Source organism: Phaeacidiphilus oryzae TH49 (genome assembly GCF_000744815.1).
Lineage (GTDB): Bacteria > Actinomycetota > Actinomycetes > Streptomycetales > Streptomycetaceae > Phaeacidiphilus > Phaeacidiphilus oryzae.
The window spans coordinates 1065829-1091202 of sequence record NZ_JQMQ01000005.1 but is presented as its reverse complement, the minus strand read 5'-3'; the positions used below and the strand labels follow the sequence as shown (position 1 = coordinate 1091202).

Genomic DNA, 25374 nt, shown 5'->3' with positions numbered 1-25374 from the left:
GATCGACCAGACCCGGCGGATGCTCTCGCTGGTCACCTACCTCCGGGAGCGCCCGGGGGCACGGGTGGGCGAGGTGGCCCGGGCCTTCGGGATCACCGAGAAGGAGCTGATCGGCGACCTCAACGTGCTGCCGATGTGCGGCACCAGCTTCCGCGGCGGTGACCTGCTGGACATCGACACCGACGGCGAGCGGATCTGGTGGCACAACCCGGACGACGTCGCCCAGCCGCTGCGGCTGGCCGCCGACGAGGCGACCGCGCTGCTGGTCGCCGCCCGCGCGGTGGCCGGCCTGCCGGGGCTGCGCGAGCGCGACCGGCAGGCGCTCACCCGCGCGGTGGCCAAGCTGGAGTCGGCGGCGGGTGACGCGGCCGAGTCCAGCGCCCGGGTCGGCGCCACCTTCGAGGCCGAGGGCAGCGTCTTCGCCGACGCCGACCGGGCGATCACCGAGGGCCGAAGGCTCTGGCTGCGGTACTACTCCTACGGCCGCGGCGAGATGACCGAGCGCGAGGTCGATCCGCTGCGGCTGGTCACCGAGGGGCACACCTACCTGGAGGGCTGGTGCCTCCTCTCCGAGGCCCGCCGGCTCTTCCGGCTGGACCGGGTGGCCGACATCAAGGTGCTCGACGTGCCGGCCGAGCCGCGCCCGCGTGAGCTGCGGGACCTCTCCGAGGGGCTGGTGCGGCCGGCCCCTGACGACCCGGAGGTGGTGCTCGAGGTCGGCCCGGGCGGCCGCTGGGTGATCGAGTACTACGCCTACGACACGGCGGAGGAGCTCCCCGGCGGGGGGCTGCGGATCACCCTCCGCACCCCCGACCCGGCCGGGCTGGTCCGGTTGGCGCTGCGGTTGGGCGCGGACGGCCGGATCACCGCTCCGGCGGCCCTGGCCGCCCGCGCGCGGGAGGCGGCCTCCGCCGCCCTGGCTCTGTACGAGGACCGGATCGAGGACCGGATCGAGGATCGGGGCGGGGATCGGATCGCGGACCCGATCGGGGATCGGGTCGGGGCCGGGGATCGGACGGAAGCCGCGGAGGGCTTCGGGAGTGGGCCGGAGTCCGGTGCGGGAGCTGGCCGGAAGCGGACGACCGCAGAGGCGGGTTGATGACGGTTCAGGTGACGCCGCCGAGGATTTCGCGCCCTTCCTCCCGACCTGTGCGCTTTCGTGCTTCCTGTCCGGAATGTCGGGGTATCGCCGAACTCGGCGCCGAGGCCTTCCGGTTGGCGGTGGGCCGGACCCGGGAGCGCACCTTCTACAGCTTCACCTGCCCGGAGTGCGGCGCGGCCGTCAGGAAACACGCAGGTGAGCGCATTGTCGCGGCGCTCACCAAGGCGGGCGTCCGCACCATGCGGCTGCTCGCGGCGGCACCTTCCTGACGGCCGGGGCCGAGGCGGTAGGGTCGGGCGCATGCCGTGGTTGATCGAAGGCGAAGTGGCCCTGGCCACAGCGGGATTCCTGGTGCTCGGATGTCTCGGTGTGCGGGTCTACCGGGACGTGGTCCGGCTCTCCCGGGCCCTGGACTCCGGCGCACGGCGGCTCTCGCTGGCCGCGGGCGCCCTGGAGGCGGCCGCGGAACCGCTGGCCAGGGCCACCGGGGAGTCCTTGCGGAGCCGCGAGGCGGGGGCCGAATCGGCGGCTGACATCGGGTCAGTGCCCTTGTCCTGATTCTCACCCAGGGTTCATGCTGTCCTTGCCGATACGCCGTCCGGCGGACTTTCGGGCTGGCGTAGGATCGACCGGCAGGTCACCGCTCCGTTTGGTCTCCGCCGCCCGGTACGCGCGCGTCGGTTCGGTGCGTATTATCAGGCAGAGACTCGAGACTGATTGAGGTAGCCACCATGGGCATTGGACGCGGGTACGAGATCATCATCCTGGCGGTGATCGTGCTGCTGCTGTTCGGCGCGAAGCGGCTGCCGGACTCGGCGCGGGCGCTGGGCAAGTCGCTGCGGATCCTCAAGTCCGAGGCGAAGGCCATGCGCGAGGACGGAAGCAGCACCACCGCCTCGGGCCAGTCCGAGCAGACCGCCGCCGCCCCCAAGACCATCAAGGCGGCCCCCGGCGACGTCGCCGAAGCCCGTCCGGTGTCGGAGCAGGAGAAGACCACCGCGCAGGGGTGAACCGCCCCGCTCCCTCCTGCGGAGCCGTCCGCTGACGGCCCGCCAGTAGTCATCCACTCATCACCCAGGGACGTAGCCGCACGGTGAGCAGCGACACGCAGAGCGAGGCGCGCGGCAGGCGCGCCCCTCGCCCCAAGCCGCCGAAGAACGACGAGGGGCGGATGCCGCTCGCGGACCACCTCCGCGAGCTCCGCAGCCGCATCGTCAAGTCGCTTCTCGCGATCGTGCTGACCACCATCGTCGGCCTGATCTTCCACAGCTGGGCGCTGCACCAGATGACCGGGCCGGTCTGCGACATCAAGAGCATCCACGGCCTGGGCCGCCCGAGCCCCGGCTGCCCCAACGGCCTTCTCGCCGTGACCGGGCCGCTCGGCGGCATCTCGCTGAGCTTCAAGGTCTCCCTGATGATCGGCCTGGTGCTGGCCAGCCCGATCTGGTCGTTCCAGCTCTGGGCGTTCGTCGCGCCCGGCCTCTACAAGAAGGAGAAGCGGTACGGCCTCGGCTTCGCCGGCGCCGCCGTCCCGCTCTTCCTCTGCGGCGCGGGCATCGCCTTCTGGATCTTCCCCAAGGCGATCGACATCCTGATGAGCTTCGTCCCGGCCGGGATGTCCTCGCTGATCGAGGGCGACCAGTTCCTGGACTTCTTCATCCGGATGATCGTCGTCTTCGGCCTCTCCTTCGAGCTCCCGCTGCTCCTGGTGGCGCTGAACTTCGTGGGGATCGTCACCGCCGAGCGGCTGCGCGGCTGGTGGCGGCCGATCGTCTTCCTGATCTTCGTCTTCGCGGCGATCGCCACCCCGACCGGCGACCCGGTCACCATGTGCGTGATGGCCGTCCCGATCTGCGTCCTCTTCTTCATCGCGCTGGGCGTCGCCACCCTGCACGACCGCCGGAAGCTGCGGCGGCGGGCCGAGGACCCGGACTACGGGCTCGGCGACGACGAGGCCTCGCAGCTCGACCTCACCCCCTCGGTGATCTCCGAGCCGGTCGCCGCGCAGCCCCTGGACCACACCCCGGAGCAGGTCACGGCGTCCGAGCTGCCCTCGCTCCCGGCCGCGAGGGACGGCGGCGGCGAGGGCGACGCGATGGACGACATCACCTGAGCCCGCCCCCTGGGCCCGCCGGGAATTCCTCCGGTGGGCTGTCGGTCCGTGCGGGTACGCTCTAGGCGAGATGCTCGTCAACCACTCGACCAACACAGGGCGCGAACCCGGGCCCGTTCCCGGTCCCGCCTTCCCGGTCTCCGATCGGCCCCGTACCGGGAAGAGGTGACGCCCCGATGAACCCTTCCGCGCGCGCTGATGAGACACCCCTCGACCAGGGCGAACAGGACTACGAGGAGCTCAGCCCCGCCGAGCGGTACCGGCTCGCGAGGCGTCGCGCCGCCGAGCAGGCCACCGCGCTCTACGCCTTCCGCGAGCTCTACGAGTTCCCCCTGGACGAGTTCCAGGTGGAGGCCTGCGAGGCGCTGGAGGCCGGCCACGGCGTGCTGGTCGCCGCCCCGACCGGCTCCGGCAAGACCATCGTCGGCGAGTTCGCCGTCCACCTGGCCCTCACCGAGGGCCGGAAGTGCTTCTACACCACGCCGATCAAGGCCCTCTCCAACCAGAAGTACGCCGATCTGGTCCGCCGCTACGGAGCGGCCAAGGTCGGCCTGCTGACCGGGGACAACACGGTCAACGGCGAGGCGCCGATCGTGGTGATGACCACCGAGGTGCTGCGGAACATGCTCTACGCGGGCTCGCAGACGCTCGGAGGCCTCGGCTATGTGGTCATGGACGAGGTGCACTACCTCGCCGACCGCTTCCGCGGCGCGGTCTGGGAGGAGGTGATCATCCACCTCCCGGAGTCGGTCACCCTGGTCTCGCTCTCCGCGACCGTCTCCAACGCCGAGGAGTTCGGCGACTGGCTGGACACCGTCCGCGGCGGCACCAAGGTGATCGTCTCCGAGCACCGCCCGGTCCCGCTCTGGCAGCACGTGATGGCCGGGCACCGGATGTTCGACCTGTTCGCGGAGCCGGAGCGGGACGGCCGGCCCAAGGCCGGCGGCCGTCCCGGCAAGTCGGTCAACCCCGAGCTGGTGCGGCTGGCCCGGGCGGAGAACGACCGGACCGCGCACTTCTCCCGGCGCGGCCGGGGCCGGGGGATGCCCAAGGGCCGCCCGGGCCGGGTCTGGACGCCGAACCGGATCGACGTCATCGAGCGGCTGGACCGCGAGGGCCTGCTGCCGGCGATCACCTTCGTCTTCTCCCGGGCCGGCTGCGAGGCCGCGGTGCAGCAGTGCGTCCAGGCCGGGCTGCGGCTGACCGACGACGCCGAGCGGGCCCAGATCCGCGAGCTGGTGGAGGGGCGCACCGAGGCGATCCCGTCGGAGGACCTCCACGTCCTCGGTTACTTCGAGTGGCTGGACGCGCTGGAGCGCGGGTTCGCCGCCCACCACGCCGGGATGCTGCCGGCCTTCAAGGAGGTCGTCGAGGAGCTCTTCGTCCGCGGACTGGTCAAGGCGGTCTTCGCGACCGAGACGCTGGCCCTGGGGATCAACATGCCGGCCCGCTCGGTGGTGCTGGAGAAGCTCACCAAGTGGAACGGCGAGACCCACGCCGACGTCACCCCCGGCGAGTACACCCAGCTGACCGGGCGGGCCGGCCGGCGGGGGATCGACATCGAGGGCCACGCGGTGGTGCTCTGGCAGCGCGGCCTGGATCCGGAGGCACTGGGCGGCCTGGCCGGCACCCGCACCTATCCGCTGAAGTCCTCCTTCCGGCCCTCGTACAACATGGCCGTCAACCTGGTTCACCAGTTCGGGCGGCATCGCTCCAGGGAGCTGCTGGAGACCTCGTTCGCGCAGTTCCAGGCGGACCGCTCGGTGGTGGGCATCGCCCGCCAGGTGCAGCGCAACGAGGAGGGTCTCGAGGGCTACCGGGAGGCGATGACCTGCCATCTCGGCGACTTCGACGAGTACATGTCGCTGCGCCGGGAGCTGAAGGAGCGGGAGACCCGGCTGGCCAAGGAGGGCGCCGCGCAGCGCCGGGCCGGCGCGGCCGACTCGCTGGAGCGGCTGCGTCCCGGCGACGTGATCCATGTGCCGGCCGGCAAGTTCGCCGGGCTCGCGGTGGTCCTCGACCCGGGGGTGCCGCCGGTGGGCCGGCACGGCCATCGCCAGCAGTGGCAGGAGGGCCCGCGTCCGCTGGTGCTCACCGCCGAACGGCAGGTGAAGCGCCTCGCGCTGATCGACTTCCCGGTGCCGGTGCAGCCGGTGGAGCGGCTGCGGATCCCCAAGTCCTTCAACGCCCGCTCCCCGCAGTCCCGGCGGGACCTGGCCTCGGCGCTGCGCACCAGGGCCGGGCACATCGAGCCGCCGGAGTCGGCCCGGGCCCGCAAGGGACGCGGGGCCGCCTCGGGGGCGAACGACGATCCCGAGCTCAGCCGGCTGCGGAAGGCCATCCGGCAGCACCCCTGCCACGGCTGCGACGACCGGGAGAACCACGCCCGGTGGGGCGAGCGGTACGTCCGGCTGCGCCGGGACACCGAGCAGCTGGAGCGCAGGATGCGCTCCCGCACCAACAGCGTGGCCCGCACCTTCGACCGGGTGTGCGCGGTCCTGACCGACCTCGACTACCTCAAGGGCGATCAGGTCACCGAGGACGGGATGCGGCTGGCGCGGCTCTACGGCGACCTCGACCTGCTGGCCTCGGAGTGCCTTCGCGAGGGCGTCTGGAACGGGCTCGACCCGGCCGAGCTGGCGGCCTGCGTCTCGGCGCTGGTCTACGAGTCCCGGCAGAGCGACGACCCGATCCCGGACCGGCTGCCGGAGGGGCGGGCCAAGCACGCGCTGCACGAGATGGTGCGGATCTGGGGCCGGCTGGACGCGCTGGAGGACGAGCACGGCGTCACCCAGCAGGACAACTGGTCGCGCCGCGAGCCGGACCTCGGCTTCGCCTGGGCGGTGCACCGCTGGGCGAGCGGGGACGGGCTGAACTCGGTGCTGCGCGAGGCGGACATGCCGGCCGGCGACTTCGTCCGCTGGACCAAGCAGGTCATCGACGTCCTCGGCCAGCTGCAGGATGCCGCACCGGCGGACGGCGAGGTGCGGCGCAACGCGCGCAAGGCGGTGGACGCGGTGCTGCGCGGGATCATCGCCTACTCCTCGGTGGCCTGAGCGCGCCCCGCCTCCCCGAGCAGCGCCGCAGTCGGCCACGGCGACTGGGCCGCAACCCGGGCTCCGTGCTCGGGTTGCGGCTCCGTAGGTGGCTCGCCGCGCAGTTCCCCGCGCCCCTTGCTTGCGCCTGCGGCGCTGCGTCGGGGTCCGCAGGGGCTTGCTGTCGCGAGTAACGCGATATAGCGTGTTGCTTGACGGTAGTCGGCTCCGTATACTCGGGGCCGGATATTCGACGGGGAGGTGAAGGCGATGGCGCGCCGCAGGCGTCCCGGTAACCCGTTGGCACTCGCGGTGCTGACGACGGTCGCCGAGCAGCCCCGGCACCCGTACGAGATCGCCCAGGTGCTGCGGGAACGCGGCAAGGAGTACAGCATCAAGATCAATTACGGATCGCTGTACACCGTCGTGCAGACCCTGGAGCGGAACGGCCTGATCGAGGCCGTCGGCACCGAGCGGGACGGCCGTCGGCCCGAGCGGACCGTCTACGGCGCCACCGACGAGGGCCGCGAGGAGCTGCGGGACTGGCTCGCCGACTGGCTGAGCGTCCATCAGAAGGAGTATCCGCGCTTCGAGTCGGCGCTCTCCCTGATGGGCGCGCTGCCGCCGGACGAGGTGCGCGACCTCCTGGAGATCCGGCTGCGCCGGATGGACGCCGAGAACGCCGGGATCCGCGGCACCATCACCCAGCTGCGGGGGACCCTCCCCAGGATCTTCCTGCTGGAGACCGAGTACGCGCTGGCCATGGCCGAGGCCGAGGCCGACTGGGTGCGCGGTCTCCTGGGGGACTTCGACGACGAGAGCCTGGACGGGCTCGCCGGCTGGCGCGAGTACCACCGGACGGGCGCCGCCCCCAAGGAGTGGACGGAGCTGCCCACGGTCAAGGAGGGGCGCCGCCCCACGAGTTGAGAGAGATTCGGCCCCCGCGGCGGTGCGGCAACACCGGGGCGGGGGCCGGGAACCCCAGCGACCGGTCCTGCGGCAACAGGGCCAGCGGTGACGAGGCTCGACACCTTCATCGTAACCGGAGCCCGCCGCAGCCGATCGGTCCACGTACCGACGAAGCGGAGGACCGCGCGATGGACAGCGCGCAGACACGACACGCACCCCCCGCGCCCGAGGGCGCCCCGCCGGCGATCGAGGCCGACGGACTGGTCAAGACCTACCCCGTGAAGGGCCGCCCGGACGGCGTGCGGGCGCTCGACGGGCTGACCGTCAGCGTCCCGGCCGGGCAGGTCTTCGGACTGCTCGGCCCGAACGGCGCCGGCAAGTCCACCACCGTCAAGGTGCTCACCACGCTGGCCGCGGCCGACTCCGGCAGCGCCCGGGTGGCCGGCTTCGACGTCCGGAAGGAGGCCGGGCGGGTGCGCCGGTCGATCGGCGTGGTGGCCCAGCGCTCCGGGGCAGACCCCAGCGCCACCGGCCGGGAGAACCTGATCCTGCAGGGCCGGCTGTACGGGATGCGCGGCGCCGACGCCCGGCGGCGGGCGGGTGAGCTGCTGGAGCGGTTCGACCTCGCCGACGCGGCCCGCCGCCAGGTCCGCACCTACTCCGGCGGGATGCAGCGGCGGCTGGACGTCGCGATCGGACTGATGCATCGGCCGCGGGTGCTCTTCCTGGACGAGCCGACCACCGGCCTCGACCCGGAGGCGCGGACCGCGATGTGGGCCGAGATCGAGCGGCTGGCCGGCACCGACGGCCTCACCATCCTCCTCACCACCCACTATCTGGAGGAGGCCGACCGGCTCGCCGCCCGGCTGGCGATCGTGGACCGCGGCCGGATCGTGGTCCAGGGCACCCCGGACGAGCTGAAGGGCGAACTGCGCGGCGACGCCGTCCACGTCGAACTGCGGGACGCGCCGGAGGAGTCCGGGGACCCGGACGGTCTGCGGCTGTACGAGGCACTCGGCCGGGCGAACGGGGTCCGGGAGATCGTGCTGGACGGCCGGCGGGTGAGCGCCCGCGCGGACGACGGGGCCTCCGCCGTGCCGGCGGTGCTGGCCGAACTGGACCGGGCCGGCTACGCGGTGGCCGCGGTCACCGTGGCCCGCCCCTCGCTGGACGACGTCTATCTCCGCTACGCCGGCCGGCGCTACTCGGAGGCCGAGGCGGCGGGGCCGGCGCCCTCGTCGCCGTCCGAACCGGCCCTCGCCGATGCGACCGCGGGAGGTACCCGATGAGCACCGCCACCGCCAACGACGCCGGCGGGACCGCCCAGGCCGCCACCGCGGCGCCCGTCGCCGGTCGGCTGGGCGAAGGGCTGGGCCAGACCTGGTTTATGACGCAGCGTCAGTTCATGGGCTTCGTCCGCCAGCCGGCGTACCTGATCGTCACCCTGATCCAGCCGGTGATCTGGCTGTACCTGTTCGGCGCGCTCTTCCACAAGGTGGTCGAGCTGCCCGGGTTCGGCTCCGGCTCGTATCTGGACTACCTGGTGCCGGGGGTGATCGTGATGAGCGCGGTCTCCTCCAACATGTGGGCCGGGATGGCCACGTTGGAGGAGATCGACCGGGGCACCCTCAACCGCTTCCTGATCACCCCGGTGCGCCGCTCGGCGCTGCTCAACGCCAATGTGGTGATGCAGGCGATCACCACCGCCGTCCAGTCGGTGATCATCGTGCTGCTGGGCTGGATCGGGGGCGCCCACTACCCGGGCGGGGCCACCGGGCTGCTGGTGCTGATCGTGGCCTCGTCGGTGCTCGGCACGGTCTTCGGGGCGTTCTCCAACGCGCTGGGGATGCTGGTCAGGCAACGGGAGTCGATCATCGGCATCAACACCTTCCTGCTGCTGCCGCTGACCTTCCTCTCCTCCGCGTTCATGGCCTCCGGCCTGATGCCGCACTGGATGCAGGTGGTCGCCCGGTTCAACCCGGTCAACTGGGCGCTGGAGGCGTCGCGTTCGGCGATGGCGGCGGACCCGGACTGGTGGTCCGTGCTCAGCCACGGCGGCTGGCTGGTGGTCCTCGCCGCGGTCGCGATCGGGGCCTCGCTGCGGACCTTCCGGTCCTATCAGCGCTCGGTCTGATCCGGCCGGACCGGGTCCGGCGCCGGGCGCGCGGGTTCGCGCTCCGGTGCCGGCCCGGCGGCCAGCGAGGCCAGCAGGGCCAGCCGCTCGGCGCTCGGGCTGCCGGGGTCGGCGTGGTAGATCACCAGCACCTGGCGGTCGGTCTCCGGGATCGGCAGCTTCTCGTGGCGCAGCCGCAGCGGGCCGACCTGCGGATGGTCGATGGTGCTCCACCCGCTGCGCTTGGGCCGGGCGTCGTGCCGGGCCCACAGCCGGCGGAACTCCTCGCTGCGGACCGAGAGTTCGCCCACCAGCTCGGCCAGCGCCGGATCGTCCACGTCCGGGCCGACCAGGGCCCGCAGGGCGGCGACCGAGCCCTCGGCGGCCCTCTCCCAGCGCCCGTGGACGGCGGCCGAGGAGGGATCGAGGAAGAGCGAGCGGAGCAGGTTGTTGCCGGGCTGGTAGAGCGGCGAGAGCGCCTGGGCGAGCGGATTGGCGTCGAGGATGTCCATCAGCCGGCCCTGGATCATCGCCGGGTTCGCCGGCCAGCCCGCGATCAGCTGGCGGAGGCCCTTGGGGGCGCGCTCCGGCGGGCGGGCGGAGGGCTGCCTGCGCCGGCGGACGCCCTCCGGGGCGCCCAGGCGGTGGAGATGCGCGGCGGCGTCCTCGTCCAGCCGCAGGGCGCGCGCCAGGGCGTCCAGCACCTGGGCCGACGGGTGGCGGTCGCGGCCCTGCTCCAGCCGGAGGTAGTACTCGGCGCTGATGCCGGCCAGCAGGGCCAGCTCCTCCCGGCGCAGGCCCGGCACCCGGCGCCGGCCGTGTGCGGGCAGCCCGACGTCCTGCGGGCGGACCAGCTCGCGCCGGGCCCGGAGGAACTCGCCGAGGGGGGTCGGGCCCCGGTCGTCGCTCACCATGACTCCCACCGTACGGCGGGCGCGGGCGGCGAGCCTGTCCCTGCCGCTACCAGGATCGACGGGGATCTGGGTAGGGTCTCGGGCCGGGCGCAGGCTGGCCGCATGACCGAACCCAACACCGCACCGCTCGACACCGCATCGCTCAGCACCGCACCGCTCATCACCACGCCGTTCACCGCGAAGTCCACCGCCGACGAGGTCGCCGAAGGGGTCGACCTGGCCGGGAAGCGGGTGATCGTCACCGGCGCCTCCTCCGGGCTCGGCACCGAGACCGCCCGGGTGCTGGCCTCCATCGGGGCCGAGGTCACCCTGGCCGTGCGGGACACCGCGGCGGGCGAGGCGGTCGCCGCCGCGATCACCGAGTCCACCGGGAACAAGGACCTCCGGGTGGCCCGGCTCGACCTGGCCGACCCCTCGTCGGTGGCGGAGTTCACCGCCGCCTGGGAGGGGCCCCTCCACGTGCTGGTCTCCAACGCCGGCGTGATGGCGCTGCCGGAGCTCCAGCGCACCCCCGAGGGCTGGGAGACCCAGTTCGCCGTCAACCACCTCGGGCACTTCGCCCTGGCCGTCGGGCTGCGCCCGGCGCTGGCGGCGGCCGGCGGGGCCCGGGTGGTCTCGCTCTCCTCCTCCGGGCACCTCTTCTCGCCGGTGGTCTTCGGCGACATCCACTTCGCCTTCCGCGCCTACGAGCCCTACCTGGCGTACGGGCAGTCCAAGACCGCCGACATCCTCTTCGCCGTCGGCGCGGCGGCCCGCTGGGCGGACGACGGGATCGCGGTCAACGCGGTCGCCCCGGGCTCGGTGCCGACCAGGCTCGGCCGGCACATGGCCCGGCCGTCCGGCGTCACCGTGCAGGAGGGGCTGCGCAAGACGGTGGGGCAGGGCGCCGCCACGCAGGTACTGGCGGCGGTGTCGCCGCTGCTCGACGGGGTCAGCGGCCGCTACTTCGCGGACTGCGCGGAGGCCCGGCCGCTTGACCGGATGCCCTCGCTGAACCCGGTCACCGCCGAGTTCATGAACGGCGTCGCGCCGTACGCCCTCGACGAGGGCGAGGCGGACCGCCTCTGGGCCGAGTCGGCCCGGATGACCGGCCTGCGCGGATAGCCCGACGCGCGCCGGACGCGGCGAGGCCGCGAAAGTGCCGCACCCGACGGCGACCGGGCTGCCGCCCGCCTGCCGGCGCCGGGCGCGGCCTCAGCCCGGAAGGGTGGTCAGGCGGCGGCGCAGCGCCAGGGTGGCCAGCAGGAGGAGGAAGACCGCGTACCCGGCCAGGACGGCCAGCCGGCCGAGGATGTCCGGCAGGCCGCCGTGGTGGGAGAGGAGCTCGGTCCACGAGTCCACCGCCCAGGCCTGCGGGACGGCGTGCCCGGCCGCCCGCAGCCAGCCGGGGACCACCGCCAGCGGCCACATGCAGCCGCCCAGCATCCCCATGGTGACGCCGACCGCCGGGCCGATCGAGTGCACCTGCTCAGGGGTCCGGAACAGCGCGCCCACCGCGAGGCCCGCCCCGGTGCCGACCAGGGCCCACAGCACGATCAGCGCGGCGGCCGCGCCCGACGCCCCCCAGGCCACGCCGAAGGCCAGCGACCCGATGCCGACGATCAGCGCCGACTGGACCAGCGCCAGCAGCAGATAGGCCAGCGTCTCGCCGAGGATCAGGGTGCCCGCGCCGATCGGCGCGGCCAGCGCGCGGGCGTAGACGCCGGACTGGCGGTTCTGCACGATCGCCGCGCCCGAGGAGACCGCGTTGATGAAGACGAAGAGCACCAGCATGGTCGGGGTGCTGTAGCTGTAGCCCAACGGCAGGGTCGCGCTCTGCCCGTTGACGGTTTGCCTGGTCACGGCCACGGTCGGGCTGCCGGCCTGGGCGCGGCCGGCCAGCCGGAAGCGGTCGTCGAAGGCCCCGCCCGTCTCGGTGACGGCGAACCGCGCCGCCTCCACCCGTCCGGCGTGGCCGGCGACGGCCGACTCGACGGCGGTGGCGGCGGCCTGGCCGCTGGTGGAGGCCGGGGAGACCAGCACCGGGATGGTGATCTCCCCGGGACCCGGCGCCGCCCGGTCCAGCCCCGGAGGCACCACCACCAGCACGTCGAGTTCGCTGCGCCGCAGGGCGGTCCGGGCCGCGGACTCCCGCGGGTACGTGTGGACGCGCAGGCCCGGGGAGTGCTCCAGGGTCCCGACCAGGCTGCGCGAGACCTGACCGCGGGCGTCGTTCGCGACCACGCCGACCCGGAACTGGTCGAAGCCCCGGACGGTCACGCCGACCACCACGATGATCCCGATCGGCAGCAGCACCATGAAGAACAGCGCCCCGCGGTCGCGCAGCATCCGCCGCAGCGTGGCCGCGGTCACCGCCAGTGCCCGTCCGGCCGGGCCGGGGCCTCGCCAGGCGTTCATCCGCTCCTCCTCAGGCGCAGCAGCACCGCGGTGACCAGCGCGATCACCGCCGAGCAGGCGGCGATGCCGAGCAGCGGCCGGCCCACCGCCGCCAGGCCGCCGACGCCGGTGCCGAGGTCGGTGAAGCCGCGCAGCGCCCAGCCGTTGGGAGTGAACAGGGCCAGCCGGCGCAGGACCGCCGGCCCGGCGGAGGCGAACACGAAGTTGCCGCCGAGCAGCACCAACGCGAAGACCACCACCGAGGAGAGCTGCTCGGCCTGCCGCTCGGTCCGGGCGATCGCGATGACCAGCGCGGTCAGGCAGACCACGGCGACCGCCATCCCCACGCAGAGCGCCGCCGCACCGAGCGGGTCGGCGTACCGGGCGCCGAACAGCAGGCGGGCCGCGACCAGCGTGGTGGCCAGCCCGGCCAGGCTGTAGGCGAAGGTCACCGCGGACTTGCCGAGGAGCAGCGCGCTGCGGCCGACCGGCGCCGCGGCGATCCGGTCCAGGGTGCCCTGCCGCTGCTCGGTGAAGTAGCCGCGGGCCGCGAAGCCGACCGTGAACAGGACGAAGAACATCCCCATGCTGGGCGCGAAGTAGCTGACGGCTTTGAGCTCGGAGCCGGCGAGGTGCCCCGCGCGGGTGCTCTCCGGCAGCCGCAGCCGGGCCGCCTCGGCGGAGAGCCTGGGCAGGTCGGCGGGGAGCGCCCCGGCGGCCAGCGCGGTGGCCACCGCGAGCCGGTCGGCGTTGACCTGGGCCGCGTAGGACTCGGTCACCGCGCCGGCGAGTCGGGCCTGCAGCGGATAGTCGACGTTGTCGAGGACGGTCACCGGTTTCGGGGCCGCGCCGGCGATCGCGGCGGTGAAGCCGGCCGGCACGACGATCGCGGCCTGTTGGGTGCCGTGCCGGACCGCCTGGGCCGCGTCGGCGCCGCTCGGATAGGCGCGGACGCTGACCAGGGGGGCGAGCTGCGGGCTGCGGAGGGTGTCCAGCAGGCCCTTCGCCGCGGCGCCGTGGTCGAGGTCGACCACCGCGAGCCTGGTGTGGAAGGTGGTGCTGCCGCCGAAGGCCAGCGACATCAGGCCGGTGATGACCAGCGGCGCCAGGAAGACGATCACCCAGGCGGAGCGGTCCCGCAGCCGCTGCCGCAGGTCCTTGAGGGCCACGGTGGCGACGGCGGAGGCGGTGTCGGCGTAGGCGCTGCCGGTGCGGGCGTTTCCGGCGCTGTCGGCGTCGGCGGGGCGGCGCACGGTGCTCACTCCCGTAGGGCGGTGCCGGTGAGCTGGAGGAAGACCGCCTCCAGGTCGGGTTCGGCCACCTCGACGCTGCGTACCTGGACGCCGTGGGTCCTGGCCAGGTCGAGCAGCCGCGGCAGCAGGAGGTGGGCGTCGCGCACCACGGCCTCCACGGTGCCGCCCGCCTCGCCGCTGGTGCCGGCGCCCTCGACCTCGGGCAGTTCGCGGCAGGCCCGCGCGTACCCCTCCAGGTCGCCGGTGGCCACCAGCCGCACCCGGTCCCGCTCGGTGACCAGGGAGACCAGCTCGCGCGGGGTGCCCTCGGCGATCAGCCGGCCGTGGTCGATGATCCCCACCCGGTCGCAGAGCCGCTCGGCCTCCTCGATGTAGTGGGTGGTGTAGAGGACGGCCATCCCCTCGTGGCCGAAGCGCTGCACGTTCTGCATGATCGCGTGGCGGCTCTGCGGATCGACGCCCACGGTCGGCTCGTCCAGCACCAGCAGGGTGGGCGAATGGACCAGCCCGGCACCGATGTTGAGCCGCCGCCGCATTCCGCCGGAGAGCGAGTCCACCCGGTCGCCGGCCCGCGGGGACAGGTCGACCAGGTCCAGGACCTCGCCGATCCGGCGCTCCAGGCGGCGGCGCGGCATCCGGTAGAGCCGGCCGAAGAACCGCAGGTTCTCCCGGACCGTCAGGTCGGGGTAGAGGGCGACCTCCTGCGGCACGTAGCCGATCAGGCGCTTGGCGGGGCCGCCGGCCGAGGTCAGCGGACGGCCGGCGACCCGGACCTCTCCCGCGTCGGGGGTCAGGAGGCCGCAGACCATGCGGATGGTGGTGGTCTTGCCGGCGCCGTTGGGCCCGAGCAGCCCGTAGGTCTCGCCGGCCCGTACGGCCAGGCTGACCCCGTCGACGGCGGTGCGCTCGCCGAAGCGGCGTACCAGGTCGGCGCAGTCGAGCAGCGGCTCCGCGGTCTCCTGGGGCCGCGCCGGCGAGGCGCTGCGGGTCGTGCTCACGGCTTTCACTGTCGCGAGGGCGCCGCCCGCCGGGAAGGGCCATCCGGCCCAGGCGCGCGGATCCCCGGCCCACCGGGGAGGCGGGCCGGGGATCAGTGGCGGGCCTGGGTCACTGGACGGTGAAGGAGCCTCCCTTGGTGGCGTTGAGGGCGTCGCCGGCCGAGAGGGTGTACTGGCCGGGCTCGACCACCTGCGGGCCGGCTCCGTTGACGTCGCCCTCGGTGCGGGCGAGGCTGGAGAGGTCCACCGAGATGTGGACGGTGGTGTGCTGACCGGCCGTCAGATGCACCCGGGTGAAGCCCACCAGCCAGCGCGGGGGCGCCAGCACCCGGCTGACCGGCTGCGAGGCGTAGAGCGGCACGATCAGGTCGCCGTCCCGGCTGCCGGTGTCCGCCACCGGGACGCTGACGCCGAGGCTGCCGCCGCGACCGGTGGTGGACTTGTCCGGGGTGGCCGCGCCGATCGTGAACGAGGTGTAGGAGAGTCCGGCGCCGAACGGGAAGAGCGGGCTGTAGCCGGAGTCCGTACCGGAGTTGGTGCCGGGGAGCTGCTGGTAGAACTCGGGCTCGTTGCCGATCGCCTTGGGCCAGGAGACCGGCAGCTTCCCGCTCGGGTTCGCCTTGCCGAAGAGGAGGTCGGCCACCGCCCCGCCGCCCTGGGTGCCGGGCAGCCAGGACATCAGCAGCGCGTCCGGGGTCGCCGCGGAGCCGAGGACCAGCGGCCGGTCGGCGACGACGACCTCGATCACCGGCTTGCCGGTCTGCTGAAGCGCCGTCACCAGCGCCTGCTGCGACGGGTCCAGGGTCGGGTTCGGATGGTCGTTGGGGCCCTCGGCGCCGGGGCCGTCGCCGACCACCACCACGGCCGCGTCCGCCCCCTTGAGGTCGCTGACGGCGGCGGACTGGTCGGGCTGGTAGTCGATGCTGGTGCCGGCCGGGGCGTCGGCCTTCAGGCCCTGGAGGATGGTCGTGCCCGGGACGGTGGTGCCGGACGGCACGCCCTGCCAGCCGATCGACCAGCCGCCCAGCTGGTTGGCCATGTTGTCCGCGGACGGTCCGGTGACCACGATCCTCTTGTCCGCGCTGGACAGCGGCAGGGTTTTGCCCTGGTTGCGGAGCAGCACCGAGGACTCGGTGGCGGCCTGCTGGGAGAGCCCGGTGTCGGCGCCGTTGACGATGGCGTCGGCCTGCGAGGCGTCCACGTAGGGGTGCTCGAAGAGGCCGAGCTTGAACTTCATGGTGAGGATGCGGCCGACCGCCTGGTCGATCCGCCACTTGGGGATCAGGCCCTCGTCCACCGCCTGGGTGGTGGCCTTGGTGAAGCCGGCCGCGTCGGTGGGCTCCATCGCCATGTCCACTCCGGCGTTGACCGCCTCGGCGATGGCGTGCGGGTAGTCGGCGGCGATGTGGTACGCGGTCTGCAGGTTGCGGACGTCGCCCCAGTCGCTGACCACCACGCCGTTGAAGTGGTACTGCCCGCGCAGCACGTCGGTGAGGAGGTAGTGGGAGGCCGTCACCGGAACGCCGTTGACCGCGCCGGAGTCGGCCATCACCGACATCGTTCCGGCCTCCACCGCCTGCTTGTAGGCGGGCAGGATGGTGTCCTGGAGGTAGCGGGCGGAGTAGTCGGCGGGCACCCGGTCGTGGCCGTTGAGCGGCTGCGAGTAGCCGGCGAAGTGCTTGACGGAGGCGGCGACCTCGCTGCCGCTGGACTTGTCCTGGATGCCGTTCACCGCGGCCGCGGCCATCGTCCCGGCCAGCAGCGGGTCCTCGGAGAAGGCCTCGTAGTAGCGGCCCCAGCGCTGGTCGCGGGCGACCTCGGCGACCGGCCCGAATGCCCAGTCGATGCCGGTGGCCTTGACCGCCTTCTGGGTGGACTGCTCGACCTTGGTCTCCAGTGCCGGGTCCCAGGTCGAGCCCATCCCGATCTGCTGCGGGAACATGGTCGCGCCGAGCACGTTGTTGTGGCCGTGGACGGCGTCGATGCCGTAGGTGATCGGGATGTGCAGGCGCGAGTTGGTGATCGCGTACTTCTGCAGGGTGTTGGTCAGATCCGCCCAGTCCTTGGCGCTGTTGACCGCGGGCGGCATCCCGCCGCCGGAGAGCATGTTGCCCACCGCGTTGTCGACCAGGACGCTGTGCAGGCACTGCTGGTTGAGCTGGAGGCCGCCGCCCCAGTCGCAGGTGCCCTGCACCGTGATCAGGGCCTCCTGGTCCATCTGGCCGATCTTCTCGGTGAGGGTCATCCGGCCGAGGAGATCGGCGACCCGGGCCTGGACGGGGGCGTTGGCGTTCAGGTAGGTGGGGGTGGCCGAGGCCTGGGCCCCGGTCGAGGTGCCCAGCCCGACCCCCGTCCCCAGCAGGGCGAGCGCGGCCACCAGGACGGTACTGCGGGATCTGCGGGAGAGCTGGGGGAGACGTGTTCTGTGCGGTGCGAAGCGCATGCCGGCCATCCGTTCGACGACGTTGACGGAACGGGCTGTATGGAGCATCCGAACACTTGTGGAAAGGCAGTGAACTCGTCATGCCCGATCGCGTCAAGGTAGTGAACGATGACAGATGGTCAACTGTGCTCAGTCTTTCAGGAATTGTCCGTTCCGCCGGTGGTACGCCTTGTTGGCGATCCGCCATCCGCCGTCGACCCGGACCAGCAGGAAGACGTCGGTGAAGACGTCCTCGCCGTGCCGGAGGGTCATGGACGCGGTGGCGACGGTGCCGTGTGCCTCCACCGCGTCGATGCGGCGGGTGCGGTCGGGCTCGTCCGGGGCCGGCCGCCCGGGGAAGAGGGCGCAGTACTCGTCCAGGCTCCAAGAGACGAAAGCGCCGTCCCGGATCCCTTCGACGTGGGCGGTGGGCAGGAACGCCGTCCGGAAGTGGGCGGGGTCGCCGGTGGCGTGGCCGCGGGCGTAGGCGCGCAGGGGCGCCAGGAGGGCTTCGTGGTCCGGGGCCGGCGCGGTGGCGAGGGCTGCGATGTCGGCCTCCGAGGGGGTGGTGGAGGTGGTCGAGGAGGTGGTGGTGGAGGCAGCGGCGGAGGCGAGTTCGGCCGCGCAGGGCACGGGGAGGGTTGACGCGTCGGCCAGCAGCGCCATGTCCTTGGCCAGGGCGCCGACGGTGAAGGTTGCGGTGGAGTGGGCCGCGGGATCGGGGGTGGGACCGGCGGTGGGACGGGGGGCAGGGCCGGCGGTGGGGCCGTTGGCGGGACCTGCGGTGGGGCCGTTGGCAGGGCCGGGAGCGGCGCTGTCGGTCGCGAGACGGGAGACACCGAGGAGGTGCCGCTTGCGGGCCACGAGGTCGCCCAGCAGGCCGAGTTCGAGGACGTCCAGGGCCTCGGAGCGGGACAGGCCGAGGGCCTCGGCCTGCCGCAGTGTGTCGCGCAGTGTGAGGACGGCACCGGCCAGTGCGTGGTTGGCGACCAGTTTGAGAGCGGCGGCGGTGCGGGCGTCCGGGTACCGCCGCACGGTGCCCAGCGCCGCCAGCACCGAGCCGATCCGGTCGAGCGCCTCCGGACTGCCCGCGGCGAGGAGGTGGAGACGGCCGGTGGCGGCGGCCGGCACCGAGCCGAGGACGGGGGCGTGGACATAGCGCTCGCCCAGCAGCTCGGCCAGCTCGGCCGCCTCTGCCGGGGCGACGGTGCCGGTGTTGACGACGACGCCGTTCGCCGGCAGCGAGGGGAGGATCCGGTCGAACACCTGCCGGCAGGCCTGGCCGTCGAACAGGGTCAGCAGGACGACCTCGGCCTTCGCCACGGCCTCGTCCGGGTCGGCGGCGATGTCGAGAGCGGCGGCGGTGTCGAGGGCGGCGGCGGTGTCGAGGGCGGCGGTGCCGCCCGCGTGCCCGGAGCGCGTCCAGCCGACGACCCGCCGACCGTCGTCGAGGAGTCGCTGCGCGATGGCGGTGCCCATCCGGCCCAGGCCGAGGACGGCGATGTTCTGCGGTTCGGTCATGGCCCCAGCCTGGCGTTCGGACCTGACCTGCGACAAGCGCGGATACCGCAGATCTGCCATGCCGTCGACGCATGGCCGACGGCATACTTCGGGGCATGGAGCTGACCGCCTGGCGGACGTTCGTGACCGTCTGCCGACTCGGATCGCTGTCCGCCGCCGCCGTCGAGCTCGGCTATACCCAGTCGGCCGTCTCGCGTCAGATCGGCGCGCTGGAGCGGCGGTTCGGGATCTCGCTGATCCAGCGGCACCCGAGGGGCGTGCGGCCGAGCCCGGCCGGGGAGGTGTTCCACCGCCGTGCGCTGGCCGCGCTCAACGAGGTGGACCGGGCCGTGGAGGCCGTCCGGGAGCTCCGGGACGGGGTGCCCGCCCGGCCGCTGGCGGTGGGTGCGACGCCGTCGCTGGCCGCCGGGGTGGTCCCGGCCGCGATGCGGCGGGTCCTCGACGCGGCGGGGGTGGCGGGTCCGGAAGCAGGAGCGGGGGAGGAGGCGAAAGCGCCCGGCGCGGTCGAGGCGCGCCCGAGGTGGAGCCTGCTGCCGGGGTTGAGCGGACGCCTCCACGAGCGGGTGGCGGTGGGCGAGTTGGACCTCGCCGTGGTCACCGACGCGCCACCGGGGCTGCCCGATGATCCGCGGGTGGAGCGGCGGTTCCTGGGCCTCGACGAGATGGTGGTGGTGCTGCCCGCGGATCATCCGCAGGCCGGGCGGGACCGGCTGAGGATCACGGAGTTGGCGGATCAGACCTGGGCCGAGGACAACGAGGGCTCGGCGGCCATGCTGCGCCGGCATGCCGCGAGGGCCGGCGTCACCGCGCGCGTCGAGCTCGCCGCGGCCGATCTGCCCGGCAAGCTGGCGCTGGTGGCGACCGGCCACGCGATCGCCCTGATGCCGGGGGTGCTGACCGGCGCACTGCGGGCGGACGTCTCCGCCGTGGCCCTGGTGGATCCCCCCACCCGCGGGATCTACGCGATCACTCCAAGCCCCACGGCCACCCCGACAGCCCGGGCGGCCGCGGCGCCGCATCCCGCCGCAGGCCCCCTGCTGGCCGAACTCACCGCCGCCTTCGGCCCGATGCGCTGACGCCCGCGGGCGCGGGACCGGCCGGCTTGCGGCTTGCGGCCCGCGCCTTGCGGCCTGCGGCCGTGCGCGGCGAGGCGGGCGGAGAGACCTGGCCGCCGACAAGGCGGGGAGGGGGATGTCGGTGGCGACGCGGACGACCTGGGGGGCGACGTCGAGGTAGTCGGCGGCGTCGGTGAGGCGTTTGCGCTGGGTGGGGGTGAGCTTGCTGGCGGGGTCGGCGGCCGCGGCGCGGATCGCGGGGGGGCGCCGTACTGGGCGATCAGCTTGGCCGCGGTCTCCTCGCCGATGCCGGGGAGGCCGTCGCTGGGGTCGTCGCGCAGGGCGGCGAGGTCGGCGTACTGGGCGCCGCTGACCGCGTACTTCTCGACCAGCAGGGCTTCGTCGGTGAGATGCAGATTGGGTCTCATGGCAGCATCGACGGCCTCCAAGCAGAATAACAATTGATTTGTTATGATGCCCGCATGGCTGAGCACCCCGCCCCCGGAGAAGGTCCGACCCGGCCGGTGTCCGTCTCTCTGCATGAGGGGACGATCGCGGCCTTGCGGCAGCGGATCGGCAAGCGCGGCATGTCCGCGTATGTCGAGGCCCTTATTCAGCGCCAGCTCGAGCGCGAGCGGCTCCGCGAACTGATCGAGGATGCTGAGGAAGCGAGCGGTCCGGTGGACAACGCGGCCGTGGAGGCGAAGCGCGCGATCCTGCGCGGTGAGGCTTCCGGATCCGTGGACGCGGCGTGAGCGGGACGCTGGTGCTGGACTGCGAGGGCCTGTCCAAGCTCGTGCGACGTAGTCCCGAGCTCATCGAATGGCTGGTGGCGGCCGAGGCCGAGGACATCCGCGTGGTGATCAGTTCGGTCACGCTGGTGGAGGCGCGTGATCCCCGGGTGAACCAGGCCCGTTTCGACTACGCCGTCTCGCGCGTGAACATCGTGCCGCCGACGGAGGCGATCGCCCGGCAGGCGAGCAAGCTGCTCGTGGCAGCCGGCCTGCACGGTCACAAGTACGCGCTGGATGCCCTCGTCGCCGCCACGGCCCTCGCGGCCCCCGCTCCCACCACCATCCTCACGTCGGATCCGGAGGACCTTCGGATGCTCTGCGATCCTCGCGTCGCTGTCATCAAGGTCTGACCCTGGACCACCTGTGGCCAGTCGGAGGACGAGTTGGCGGCATGAATCGACTCCGGGGCCCATGGCGCGCTGGAAACCGGCCAACTTGTGGTGAAGGCACTCGAGGGCCCGGTTGGTGCAGCACTCTGTAATCACGCAGTGGTCAACTGTCGCTGGCTTTCGGGGGTGTTGAGATGGCGGGCCGTTACTACCGTGCGGGGCATTGGGTGAACCGCCCGACCCAGACCGCGCCGCGGAAGGTGAACCCGCTGGTGTGGCTCATCGTCATCGGCCTTGCGCTCTTGGCCTCGTGGTTGGGTCTGTTCGCGCCCAGCTCACAAAGTGGGCAGGGCGCAGCCAACCAGAGCCCGTCCGTCAGTGGATCCCCCACTGCGGGCCAGCAGCATTAGTGAAGCGACGTTGGAGTGCTGGTCGTTCACCGGGTTTTGGGGTGCCGACGTAGCGGGAGTTGCCAGCGGCGTCGTTGCCCGGAATCTTCAGTCGACTTGGGGGTGAGGGGGCTGGGCGGTCGAGGTGCAGCACTCCGCAGGGAGGTCCAGGACTCGTGCCACCGGGCGATCTCACCTGTGCTGAGTCCGCAGGCCGCAAGATATCTGGCGGTCGTGTTCCAGCGTGCGGGGAGTTCGGTGCGCCGGAGCAGGTTGCTGACGGTCGTGGCTGCCATTGGAGGCCGCGCCCGCTCCCCGACCTCCTGAAGACTCAATCGGCTTAGCGACCGGACAACTGCAAGGGCGTGGAGGAACTCCTCGGGAGTGCATAGGCCGGAGGGGTCGGGCCAGGGCGGTTCATCTCCGGAGAGCAGCGGAGGCCGAGACGGCGGATGGTAGGCGCGGTTGCGCACGAAGAGCAGTCGCCCAGCGGTGTTGCGGTCACGCTTCTGCGGCTCGGGGCGGCCCTTGGCTCTAAGTGAGTCGGCCAACGAGTGGTAGAGATCATCCAGGGCGAGCCATGGACCGGCGTCCGGGATACCTCTGCGCAGTACATCCAGGAGGGCCCCGGTGAAGGCGGTGTGCGCCTCCCCGGGCTCCGCCAGCGCGTTCTCGTTCTCGGCGGCCGCCGCGAGCAGATAGCTCCCCTCGATCTGAGCCTGATCCGCGATCAGACCGGACGAGTCACCCATCATGCCCAACGCTCGCCCGCTGAAGCAGCAGTCCAGCAGGACGACTTGGCGCTCCGCTCGCCCACCCAGAATGAGCTCACGCAACTCCTCGTAGCGGACGCCGGTGTGTGAACGCCCCGGCCGAGAGCCGGGCAGTCCCAAGAGAAGATCCCCTCGACTACCGACGGTCAGGCCGTGGCCGGCAAAGTAGACGAGAAGGGTGTCGCGAGCACGAGAGGCTGCGACCTCGATCGGGTCGAGCATCTCGTCTGCGGTGCTCGGCTCTGGAACGAGTACGCAGTGCTCCTCGGGCAAGCCCCAGGAATCCGGACTCGTCAGTACCTCGGCAAAAGCTGGCAGGTTGTTCGCGACGGCGGGTAGAGCCGGCAAAGTCTTGTATCGGCTTACGCCGATCAGCACCGCACGCGAAGCTGCGGCCTCAGGCAAACCCTTCATTCGTCGCTCTCGCGACGGAGATCGGACGAGGAACCCAAGGCGGCGATCACCCGTTCGATCTCATCGTCGGTGCCCTTCTCGAGAGTCACTTCGAGGTCGCCGCGACGAATGGTGATCTGCGCGGGCTTTGGACGAGTGCGCCGCCAGGTGACCACGGTCATGAGGAATGCTGCCGCGCTCCAGACGTTCTCGGTAACGAGCTTGATGGCGTCCAGTTCGCCGCCCATCGCGCCTGGTTCGAGCGGCTTCTCCACCAGCGAGATCGTGGCCGTGCGGCGCGTCTCTCGATCGTCGCGCAGCCAGTTGTGAAGACTGCGGAGTTCGCCCTCGGGATGATCGCCTTTCAAGCGCACGAGTACCTGCATCCCCGGCCCCTCCCCGACAGTTGCTGAGTCTGCGGCGGTCGCCCGCCCTACGCACGCATACTGCCCGTTCACCGCTCGGCTTGCACGCGCACTGCATCGTTGGGGTGTGTCAACTTAACGGCTGAGCTTGGTCGTTGAGGCGGTCAGCGGTCGTTGGTGGTGAGTCGGCCGTCGAAGGCGATCTGGTAGGCATTCAGCGGCGCCTTCCAGCGCATCGTCCACCGGCGGCGGCCCTTCCCGGTCGGATCCAGGCTCATCAGCGCCAGGTAGACGCACTTCAACGCGGCGGCCTCCGTAGGAAAGTGGCCGCGGGCCCGCACCGCCGTGCGGATGCGTCGTTGACCGACTCGATCGCGTTCGTGGAGCAGATGACCTTGCGGATCTCCACGTCGTAGGCGAGGAAGGGAACGACCTCGGCCCAGGCATCGGACCACAGCTTCACGATCGCTGGATACCTCTTGCCCCAGGCCTCGGTGAACGCCAAGAACCGCTCCTCGGCCGCCTCCGCACTCGGCGCCGTGTAGATGGGCTTGAGGGCCTTGGCGAGCTTGTCCCAGTCCTGCCGGGCCGCGTAGCGGAACCTGTTCCGTAGCAGGTGACCATGCAGGTCTGGACAATTGTTCGAGGCCAGGTGGCCTCTACCGCGTCCGGCATCCCCTTGAGGCCGTCGCAGATGAGCATCAGCACGTCCTGAAGGCCGCGGTTCTTCAGCTCGGTGAACACCTGCAGCCAGTACTTCGCGCCCTCACCGCCCTAGCCCGCCCCGATCCCGAGGATGTCGCGTTCGCCGTCCGCAGTCACCGGCATGACCAGGTAGATCGGCCGGTTCGCGACCTGCTGGTCACGGATCTTCACGTTGATGGCGTCCATGAACAGGACCGGGTAGACGCGGTGCAGCGGACGGCTCTGCCAGGCGGCCATGCCCTCCATGGCCTGGTCGGTGATGGTGGAGATGGTCTGCTTGGAGACCTCCGCCCCGTAGACCTCGGCCAGGTGCGCGGCGATCTCGCCGTGTGTGAGGCCCTTCGCGGACAGCGACAAGACCATCTCGTCCACCCCGGTCAGCCGCCGCTGCCGCTTCTTGACGATCTGCGGTTCGAACGTGCCGGAGGTGTCGCGCGGGACCTTGACCTCGACCGGTCCGACGTCGGTCAGCACGGTCTTGGTCCGGCCCCCGTTGCGGGAGTTGCCGCTGCCCCGGCCGGCCGCATCGTGCTTGTCATAGCCGAGGTGGTCGGTGATCTCGCCCTCCAGGGCGGACTCCAGCACCCGCTTGGTCAGCTGCTGCAGCAGCCTACCCTCCCCGCTCAGCTGCAGCCCCCGGAGCGGGCCCGCTCCACCAGCATCGCGACCAGCTCCTCGTCGGAGACGGGCGCGGGCCGGCCGGGCTCAGCGTTCTCCACAGGCTCCACGGTCTCCAACTCCACGGCGGTGTCAGTCACTTGACGTCTCTCCCGTGATCGTCGGACCCGCCGTTAGATTTACATTCCCCGGCAACCACCGTGGCACGGAATTTCGGCGAATGGCTCCACGACCTAGGGCTGCTACGCAAGGGCCACATGTTGGAGGTCACGTGCGCTGAATTGGATGCCAAGGGCGTCGGCCAGAGCGCGCCCAAGGTCCGCGCAGTCGTGCATGAGGCCCTTGATGGGGTGCTCGTCATCGATGAGGTATACGCCCTGAACACTGAGGCCGTCGACGCCTTGGTCAGGGAGCTGGACCACTGAAACGACCGACTCCTGGTGATTGGCATTGGCTACCCGCGTGATAAGGCGCGTTTTTGCGCAGCAACAGCGACCTGGCCTCCCGCTTCACGGAGCGTGTGGTTTCCGCCGTACAGCACCTCGGAGATCGTCGAGATCCTGCGCCGGAGAGGTGCGGCGGACGGCTACATCCTTACGCCGGAGGCTGCGGACCAGGCCGCACAATGGATCGACCGACGCCGCCGCGCTGAGCCCACCGGCTTCGGCAACGCCTGCACGGCAGACGGCGTGTTCAATGCTATGGAGACTCGTCTCGCCCTCCGCGTCGCGGCCGACCCGGCCACCGACACGTTCACGTTCATCGCCGAGGACGTCCCTCCATGTAGAGAATGACCGCCTGTCGGCGGCTGAACCCTGCGTCAGCAAGCGGGAGCAATTCCGCGCGTCGCAGCGATCGTCATCTGGCTCCGCGACACCGTCCAAGAGCCATTAGAAACGGCCGGAAACCACGTCGGGTCAGACAAGCGCGGCGGCCAGCGGGTGGGCTCGGCCGGTCGGTTGCACCTTCCCCCGCGCCCGCCGCTTTCCGGTCGCAAGCTGGGAGTGCACTGTGATGATCATCCATCATCCGGCGGTTGTGGCTCGATGGAGGCGTACGCCGTCCGCTCGCGGATCATCACTGGGCACTTCGCTGAAGGGAATCTCACCATGGCTACTCAGAGGAATGGGTAGTCGGCCTGGCAGTAGTGAACCCCTCTTGATCGCGGCCACCGAGCCCCGGAGAACTGGTCAGGCG

Annotated in this window: 23 protein-coding genes and 2 pseudogenes; 15 read left to right on the top strand and 10 right to left on the bottom strand. The window is 72.1% G+C overall.

Features of this window, described 5'->3' with window-relative positions:
- Positions 1–19 precede the first annotated feature (19 nt).
- The 9 genes from BS73_RS09250 to BS73_RS09210 all read left to right on the top strand — a co-directional run bounded on the left by BS73_RS09250 (position 20) and on the right by BS73_RS09210 (position 9293).
- Positions 20–1099: a helix-turn-helix transcriptional regulator gene (locus BS73_RS09250; protein ID WP_084704606.1), complete on the top strand. Its 1080-nt coding sequence runs from the start codon at positions 20–22 to the stop codon at positions 1097–1099.
- A complete protein-coding gene (locus tag BS73_RS09245; protein WP_051939735.1) occupies positions 1099–1371 on the top strand; it encodes a hypothetical protein in 273 nt (90 codons plus the stop codon). Before BS73_RS09250 ends, BS73_RS09245 begins: the two co-directional genes overlap by 1 nt.
- 31 nt (positions 1372–1402) lie before the next feature.
- Positions 1403–1660, top strand: a complete 258-nt coding sequence (locus BS73_RS09240; RefSeq protein ID WP_037571006.1) for a hypothetical protein — start codon at positions 1403–1405, stop codon at positions 1658–1660.
- Positions 1661–1833: 173 nt separating this feature from the next.
- Positions 1834–2112 (top strand): Sec-independent protein translocase subunit TatA, encoded by a 279-nt coding sequence (gene tatA, locus BS73_RS09235; RefSeq protein ID WP_037571003.1) that lies wholly within the window; start codon positions 1834–1836, stop codon positions 2110–2112.
- A gap of 83 nt (positions 2113–2195) precedes the next feature.
- On the top strand, positions 2196–3215 hold the full coding sequence (gene tatC / locus BS73_RS09230) for a twin-arginine translocase subunit TatC (protein WP_235215359.1): 1020 nt from the start codon (positions 2196–2198) through the stop codon (positions 3213–3215).
- Between the two features lie 176 nt (positions 3216–3391).
- Positions 3392–6271: a DEAD/DEAH box helicase gene (locus tag BS73_RS09225; RefSeq protein WP_037571000.1), complete on the top strand. Its 2880-nt coding sequence runs from the start codon at positions 3392–3394 to the stop codon at positions 6269–6271.
- Between the two features lie 249 nt (positions 6272–6520).
- Positions 6521–7177, top strand: a complete 657-nt coding sequence (locus tag BS73_RS09220) for a PadR family transcriptional regulator (protein WP_037578839.1) — start codon at positions 6521–6523, stop codon at positions 7175–7177.
- Positions 7178–7347: 170 nt separating this feature from the next.
- Positions 7348–8448 carry an ATP-binding cassette domain-containing protein gene (locus BS73_RS09215; protein WP_051939733.1) on the top strand — a complete coding sequence of 367 codons (1101 nt, stop codon included), beginning with the start codon at positions 7348–7350 and terminating at the stop codon, positions 8446–8448.
- A gap of 98 nt (positions 8449–8546) precedes the next feature.
- Positions 8547–9293, top strand: coding sequence for an ABC transporter permease (locus tag BS73_RS09210; protein ID WP_037578836.1), 747 nt, complete (start codon positions 8547–8549; stop codon positions 9291–9293).
- On the opposite strand, the gene BS73_RS09205 is transcribed toward BS73_RS09210, so the two are convergent.
- A complete protein-coding gene (locus BS73_RS09205; protein ID WP_051939732.1) occupies positions 9278–10186 on the bottom strand; it encodes a helix-turn-helix domain-containing protein in 909 nt (302 codons plus the stop codon). The two genes, BS73_RS09210 and BS73_RS09205, sit on opposite strands and share 16 nt — an antisense overlap.
- A gap of 102 nt (positions 10187–10288) precedes the next feature.
- On the opposite strand from BS73_RS09205, the gene BS73_RS09200 reads away from it, so the two are divergent.
- Positions 10289–11290, top strand: a complete 1002-nt coding sequence (locus tag BS73_RS09200; protein ID WP_051939731.1) for an SDR family NAD(P)-dependent oxidoreductase — start codon at positions 10289–10291, stop codon at positions 11288–11290.
- A gap of 90 nt (positions 11291–11380) precedes the next feature.
- On the opposite strand, the gene BS73_RS09195 is transcribed toward BS73_RS09200, so the two are convergent.
- The 5 genes from BS73_RS09195 to BS73_RS09175 form a co-directional block, all read right to left on the bottom strand.
- On the bottom strand, positions 11381–12583 hold the full coding sequence (locus BS73_RS09195) for an ABC transporter permease (protein ID WP_037570997.1): 1203 nt from the start codon (positions 12581–12583) through the stop codon (positions 11381–11383).
- Positions 12580–13824, bottom strand: a complete 1245-nt coding sequence (locus BS73_RS09190; protein ID WP_200886670.1) for an ABC transporter permease — start codon at positions 13822–13824, stop codon at positions 12580–12582. The genes BS73_RS09195 and BS73_RS09190 overlap by 4 nt, the downstream gene beginning before the upstream one ends.
- Positions 13821–14813, bottom strand: a complete 993-nt coding sequence (locus tag BS73_RS09185; protein WP_200886669.1) for an ABC transporter ATP-binding protein — start codon at positions 14811–14813, stop codon at positions 13821–13823. Before BS73_RS09185 ends, BS73_RS09190 begins: the two co-directional genes overlap by 4 nt.
- 109 nt (positions 14814–14922) lie before the next feature.
- Complete coding sequence (locus BS73_RS09180; RefSeq protein WP_152617558.1) at positions 14923–17304, bottom strand: glycoside hydrolase family 3 N-terminal domain-containing protein; 2382 nt, start codon at positions 17302–17304, stop codon at positions 14923–14925.
- Between the two features lie 81 nt (positions 17305–17385).
- The gene (locus BS73_RS09175) at positions 17386–18756 is read right to left on the bottom strand and encodes a nuclear transport factor 2 family protein (protein WP_037570994.1); all 1371 of its coding nucleotides are present in this window, start codon (positions 18754–18756) and stop codon (positions 17386–17388) included.
- 95 nt (positions 18757–18851) lie between these two features.
- On the opposite strand from BS73_RS09175, the gene BS73_RS09170 reads away from it, so the two are divergent.
- Complete coding sequence (locus BS73_RS09170; RefSeq protein ID WP_037578824.1) at positions 18852–19832, top strand: LysR family transcriptional regulator; 981 nt, start codon at positions 18852–18854, stop codon at positions 19830–19832.
- Positions 19833–19937: 105 nt separating this feature from the next.
- Here BS73_RS09170 and BS73_RS39360 read toward each other — a convergent pair.
- Positions 19938–20227 (bottom strand): annotated as a pseudogene (locus BS73_RS39360) (5'-3' exonuclease H3TH domain-containing protein); the annotation flags it as partial.
- A 66-nt stretch (positions 20228–20293) separates the two neighbouring features.
- Between BS73_RS39360 and BS73_RS09165 the strand changes: the two are divergent.
- Positions 20294–20566, top strand: coding sequence for a hypothetical protein (locus BS73_RS09165; RefSeq protein WP_084703923.1), 273 nt, complete (start codon positions 20294–20296; stop codon positions 20564–20566).
- The gene (locus BS73_RS09160; RefSeq protein ID WP_037570988.1) at positions 20563–20955 is read left to right on the top strand and encodes a type II toxin-antitoxin system VapC family toxin; all 393 of its coding nucleotides are present in this window, start codon (positions 20563–20565) and stop codon (positions 20953–20955) included. The genes BS73_RS09165 and BS73_RS09160 overlap by 4 nt, the downstream gene beginning before the upstream one ends.
- Positions 20956–21370: 415 nt before the next feature.
- Here the strand turns inward: BS73_RS09160 and BS73_RS35990 are convergent, their stop codons facing one another.
- From BS73_RS35990 to BS73_RS09145, 3 genes and pseudogenes are all read right to left on the bottom strand, one after another.
- On the bottom strand, positions 21371–22510 hold the full coding sequence (locus BS73_RS35990; RefSeq protein ID WP_084703922.1) for a caspase family protein: 1140 nt from the start codon (positions 22508–22510) through the stop codon (positions 21371–21373).
- Positions 22507–22875 carry an effector-associated constant component EACC1 gene (locus BS73_RS09150; protein ID WP_037570982.1) on the bottom strand — a complete coding sequence of 123 codons (369 nt, stop codon included), beginning with the start codon at positions 22873–22875 and terminating at the stop codon, positions 22507–22509. The genes BS73_RS35990 and BS73_RS09150 overlap by 4 nt, the downstream gene beginning before the upstream one ends.
- Before the next feature lie 143 nt (positions 22876–23018).
- Positions 23019–24221, bottom strand: a pseudogene (locus BS73_RS09145) (IS256 family transposase).
- Between the two features lie 213 nt (positions 24222–24434).
- Here BS73_RS09145 and BS73_RS35985 point away from each other — a divergent pair.
- Both BS73_RS35985 and BS73_RS09140 read left to right on the top strand, forming a co-directional pair.
- Positions 24435–24602 (top strand): AAA family ATPase, encoded by a 168-nt coding sequence (locus tag BS73_RS35985; RefSeq protein WP_235215358.1) that lies wholly within the window; start codon positions 24435–24437, stop codon positions 24600–24602.
- A gap of 93 nt (positions 24603–24695) precedes the next feature.
- Positions 24696–24971 carry a hypothetical protein gene (locus tag BS73_RS09140; protein WP_037570980.1) on the top strand — a complete coding sequence of 92 codons (276 nt, stop codon included), beginning with the start codon at positions 24696–24698 and terminating at the stop codon, positions 24969–24971.
- Positions 24972–25374 lie beyond the last annotated feature (403 nt).

Coding starts and splice junctions, on each gene's coding strand:
- BS73_RS09250 (WP_084704606.1), top strand. CDS start 20: ATGCTCTCGCTGGTCACCTACCTCCGGGAGCGCCCGGGGGCACGGGTG.
- BS73_RS09195 (WP_037570997.1), bottom strand. CDS start 12,583: ATGAACGCCTGGCGAGGCCCCGGCCCGGCCGGACGGGCACTGGCGGTG.
- BS73_RS09150 (WP_037570982.1), bottom strand. CDS start 22,875: ATGCAGGTACTCGTGCGCTTGAAAGGCGATCATCCCGAGGGCGAACTC.
- BS73_RS09165 (WP_084703923.1), top strand. CDS start 20,294: ATGGCTGAGCACCCCGCCCCCGGAGAAGGTCCGACCCGGCCGGTGTCC.
- BS73_RS09220 (WP_037578839.1), top strand. CDS start 6,521: ATGGCGCGCCGCAGGCGTCCCGGTAACCCGTTGGCACTCGCGGTGCTG.
- BS73_RS09180 (WP_152617558.1), bottom strand. CDS start 17,304: ATGCTCCATACAGCCCGTTCCGTCAACGTCGTCGAACGGATGGCCGGC.
- BS73_RS09170 (WP_037578824.1), top strand. CDS start 18,852: ATGGAGCTGACCGCCTGGCGGACGTTCGTGACCGTCTGCCGACTCGGA.
- BS73_RS09245 (WP_051939735.1), top strand. CDS start 1,099: ATGACGGTTCAGGTGACGCCGCCGAGGATTTCGCGCCCTTCCTCCCGA.
- BS73_RS35990 (WP_084703922.1), bottom strand. CDS start 22,510: ATGAAGGGTTTGCCTGAGGCCGCAGCTTCGCGTGCGGTGCTGATCGGC.
- BS73_RS09215 (WP_051939733.1), top strand. CDS start 7,348: ATGGACAGCGCGCAGACACGACACGCACCCCCCGCGCCCGAGGGCGCC.
- BS73_RS09210 (WP_037578836.1), top strand. CDS start 8,547: ATGACGCAGCGTCAGTTCATGGGCTTCGTCCGCCAGCCGGCGTACCTG.
- BS73_RS09225 (WP_037571000.1), top strand. CDS start 3,392: ATGAACCCTTCCGCGCGCGCTGATGAGACACCCCTCGACCAGGGCGAA.
- BS73_RS09175 (WP_037570994.1), bottom strand. CDS start 18,756: ATGACCGAACCGCAGAACATCGCCGTCCTCGGCCTGGGCCGGATGGGC.
- BS73_RS35985 (WP_235215358.1), top strand. CDS start 24,435: ATGTTGGAGGTCACGTGCGCTGAATTGGATGCCAAGGGCGTCGGCCAG.
- BS73_RS09205 (WP_051939732.1), bottom strand. CDS start 10,186: ATGGTGAGCGACGACCGGGGCCCGACCCCCCTCGGCGAGTTCCTCCGG.
- BS73_RS09200 (WP_051939731.1), top strand. CDS start 10,289: ATGACCGAACCCAACACCGCACCGCTCGACACCGCATCGCTCAGCACC.
- BS73_RS09240 (WP_037571006.1), top strand. CDS start 1,403: ATGCCGTGGTTGATCGAAGGCGAAGTGGCCCTGGCCACAGCGGGATTC.
- tatA (WP_037571003.1), top strand. CDS start 1,834: ATGGGCATTGGACGCGGGTACGAGATCATCATCCTGGCGGTGATCGTG.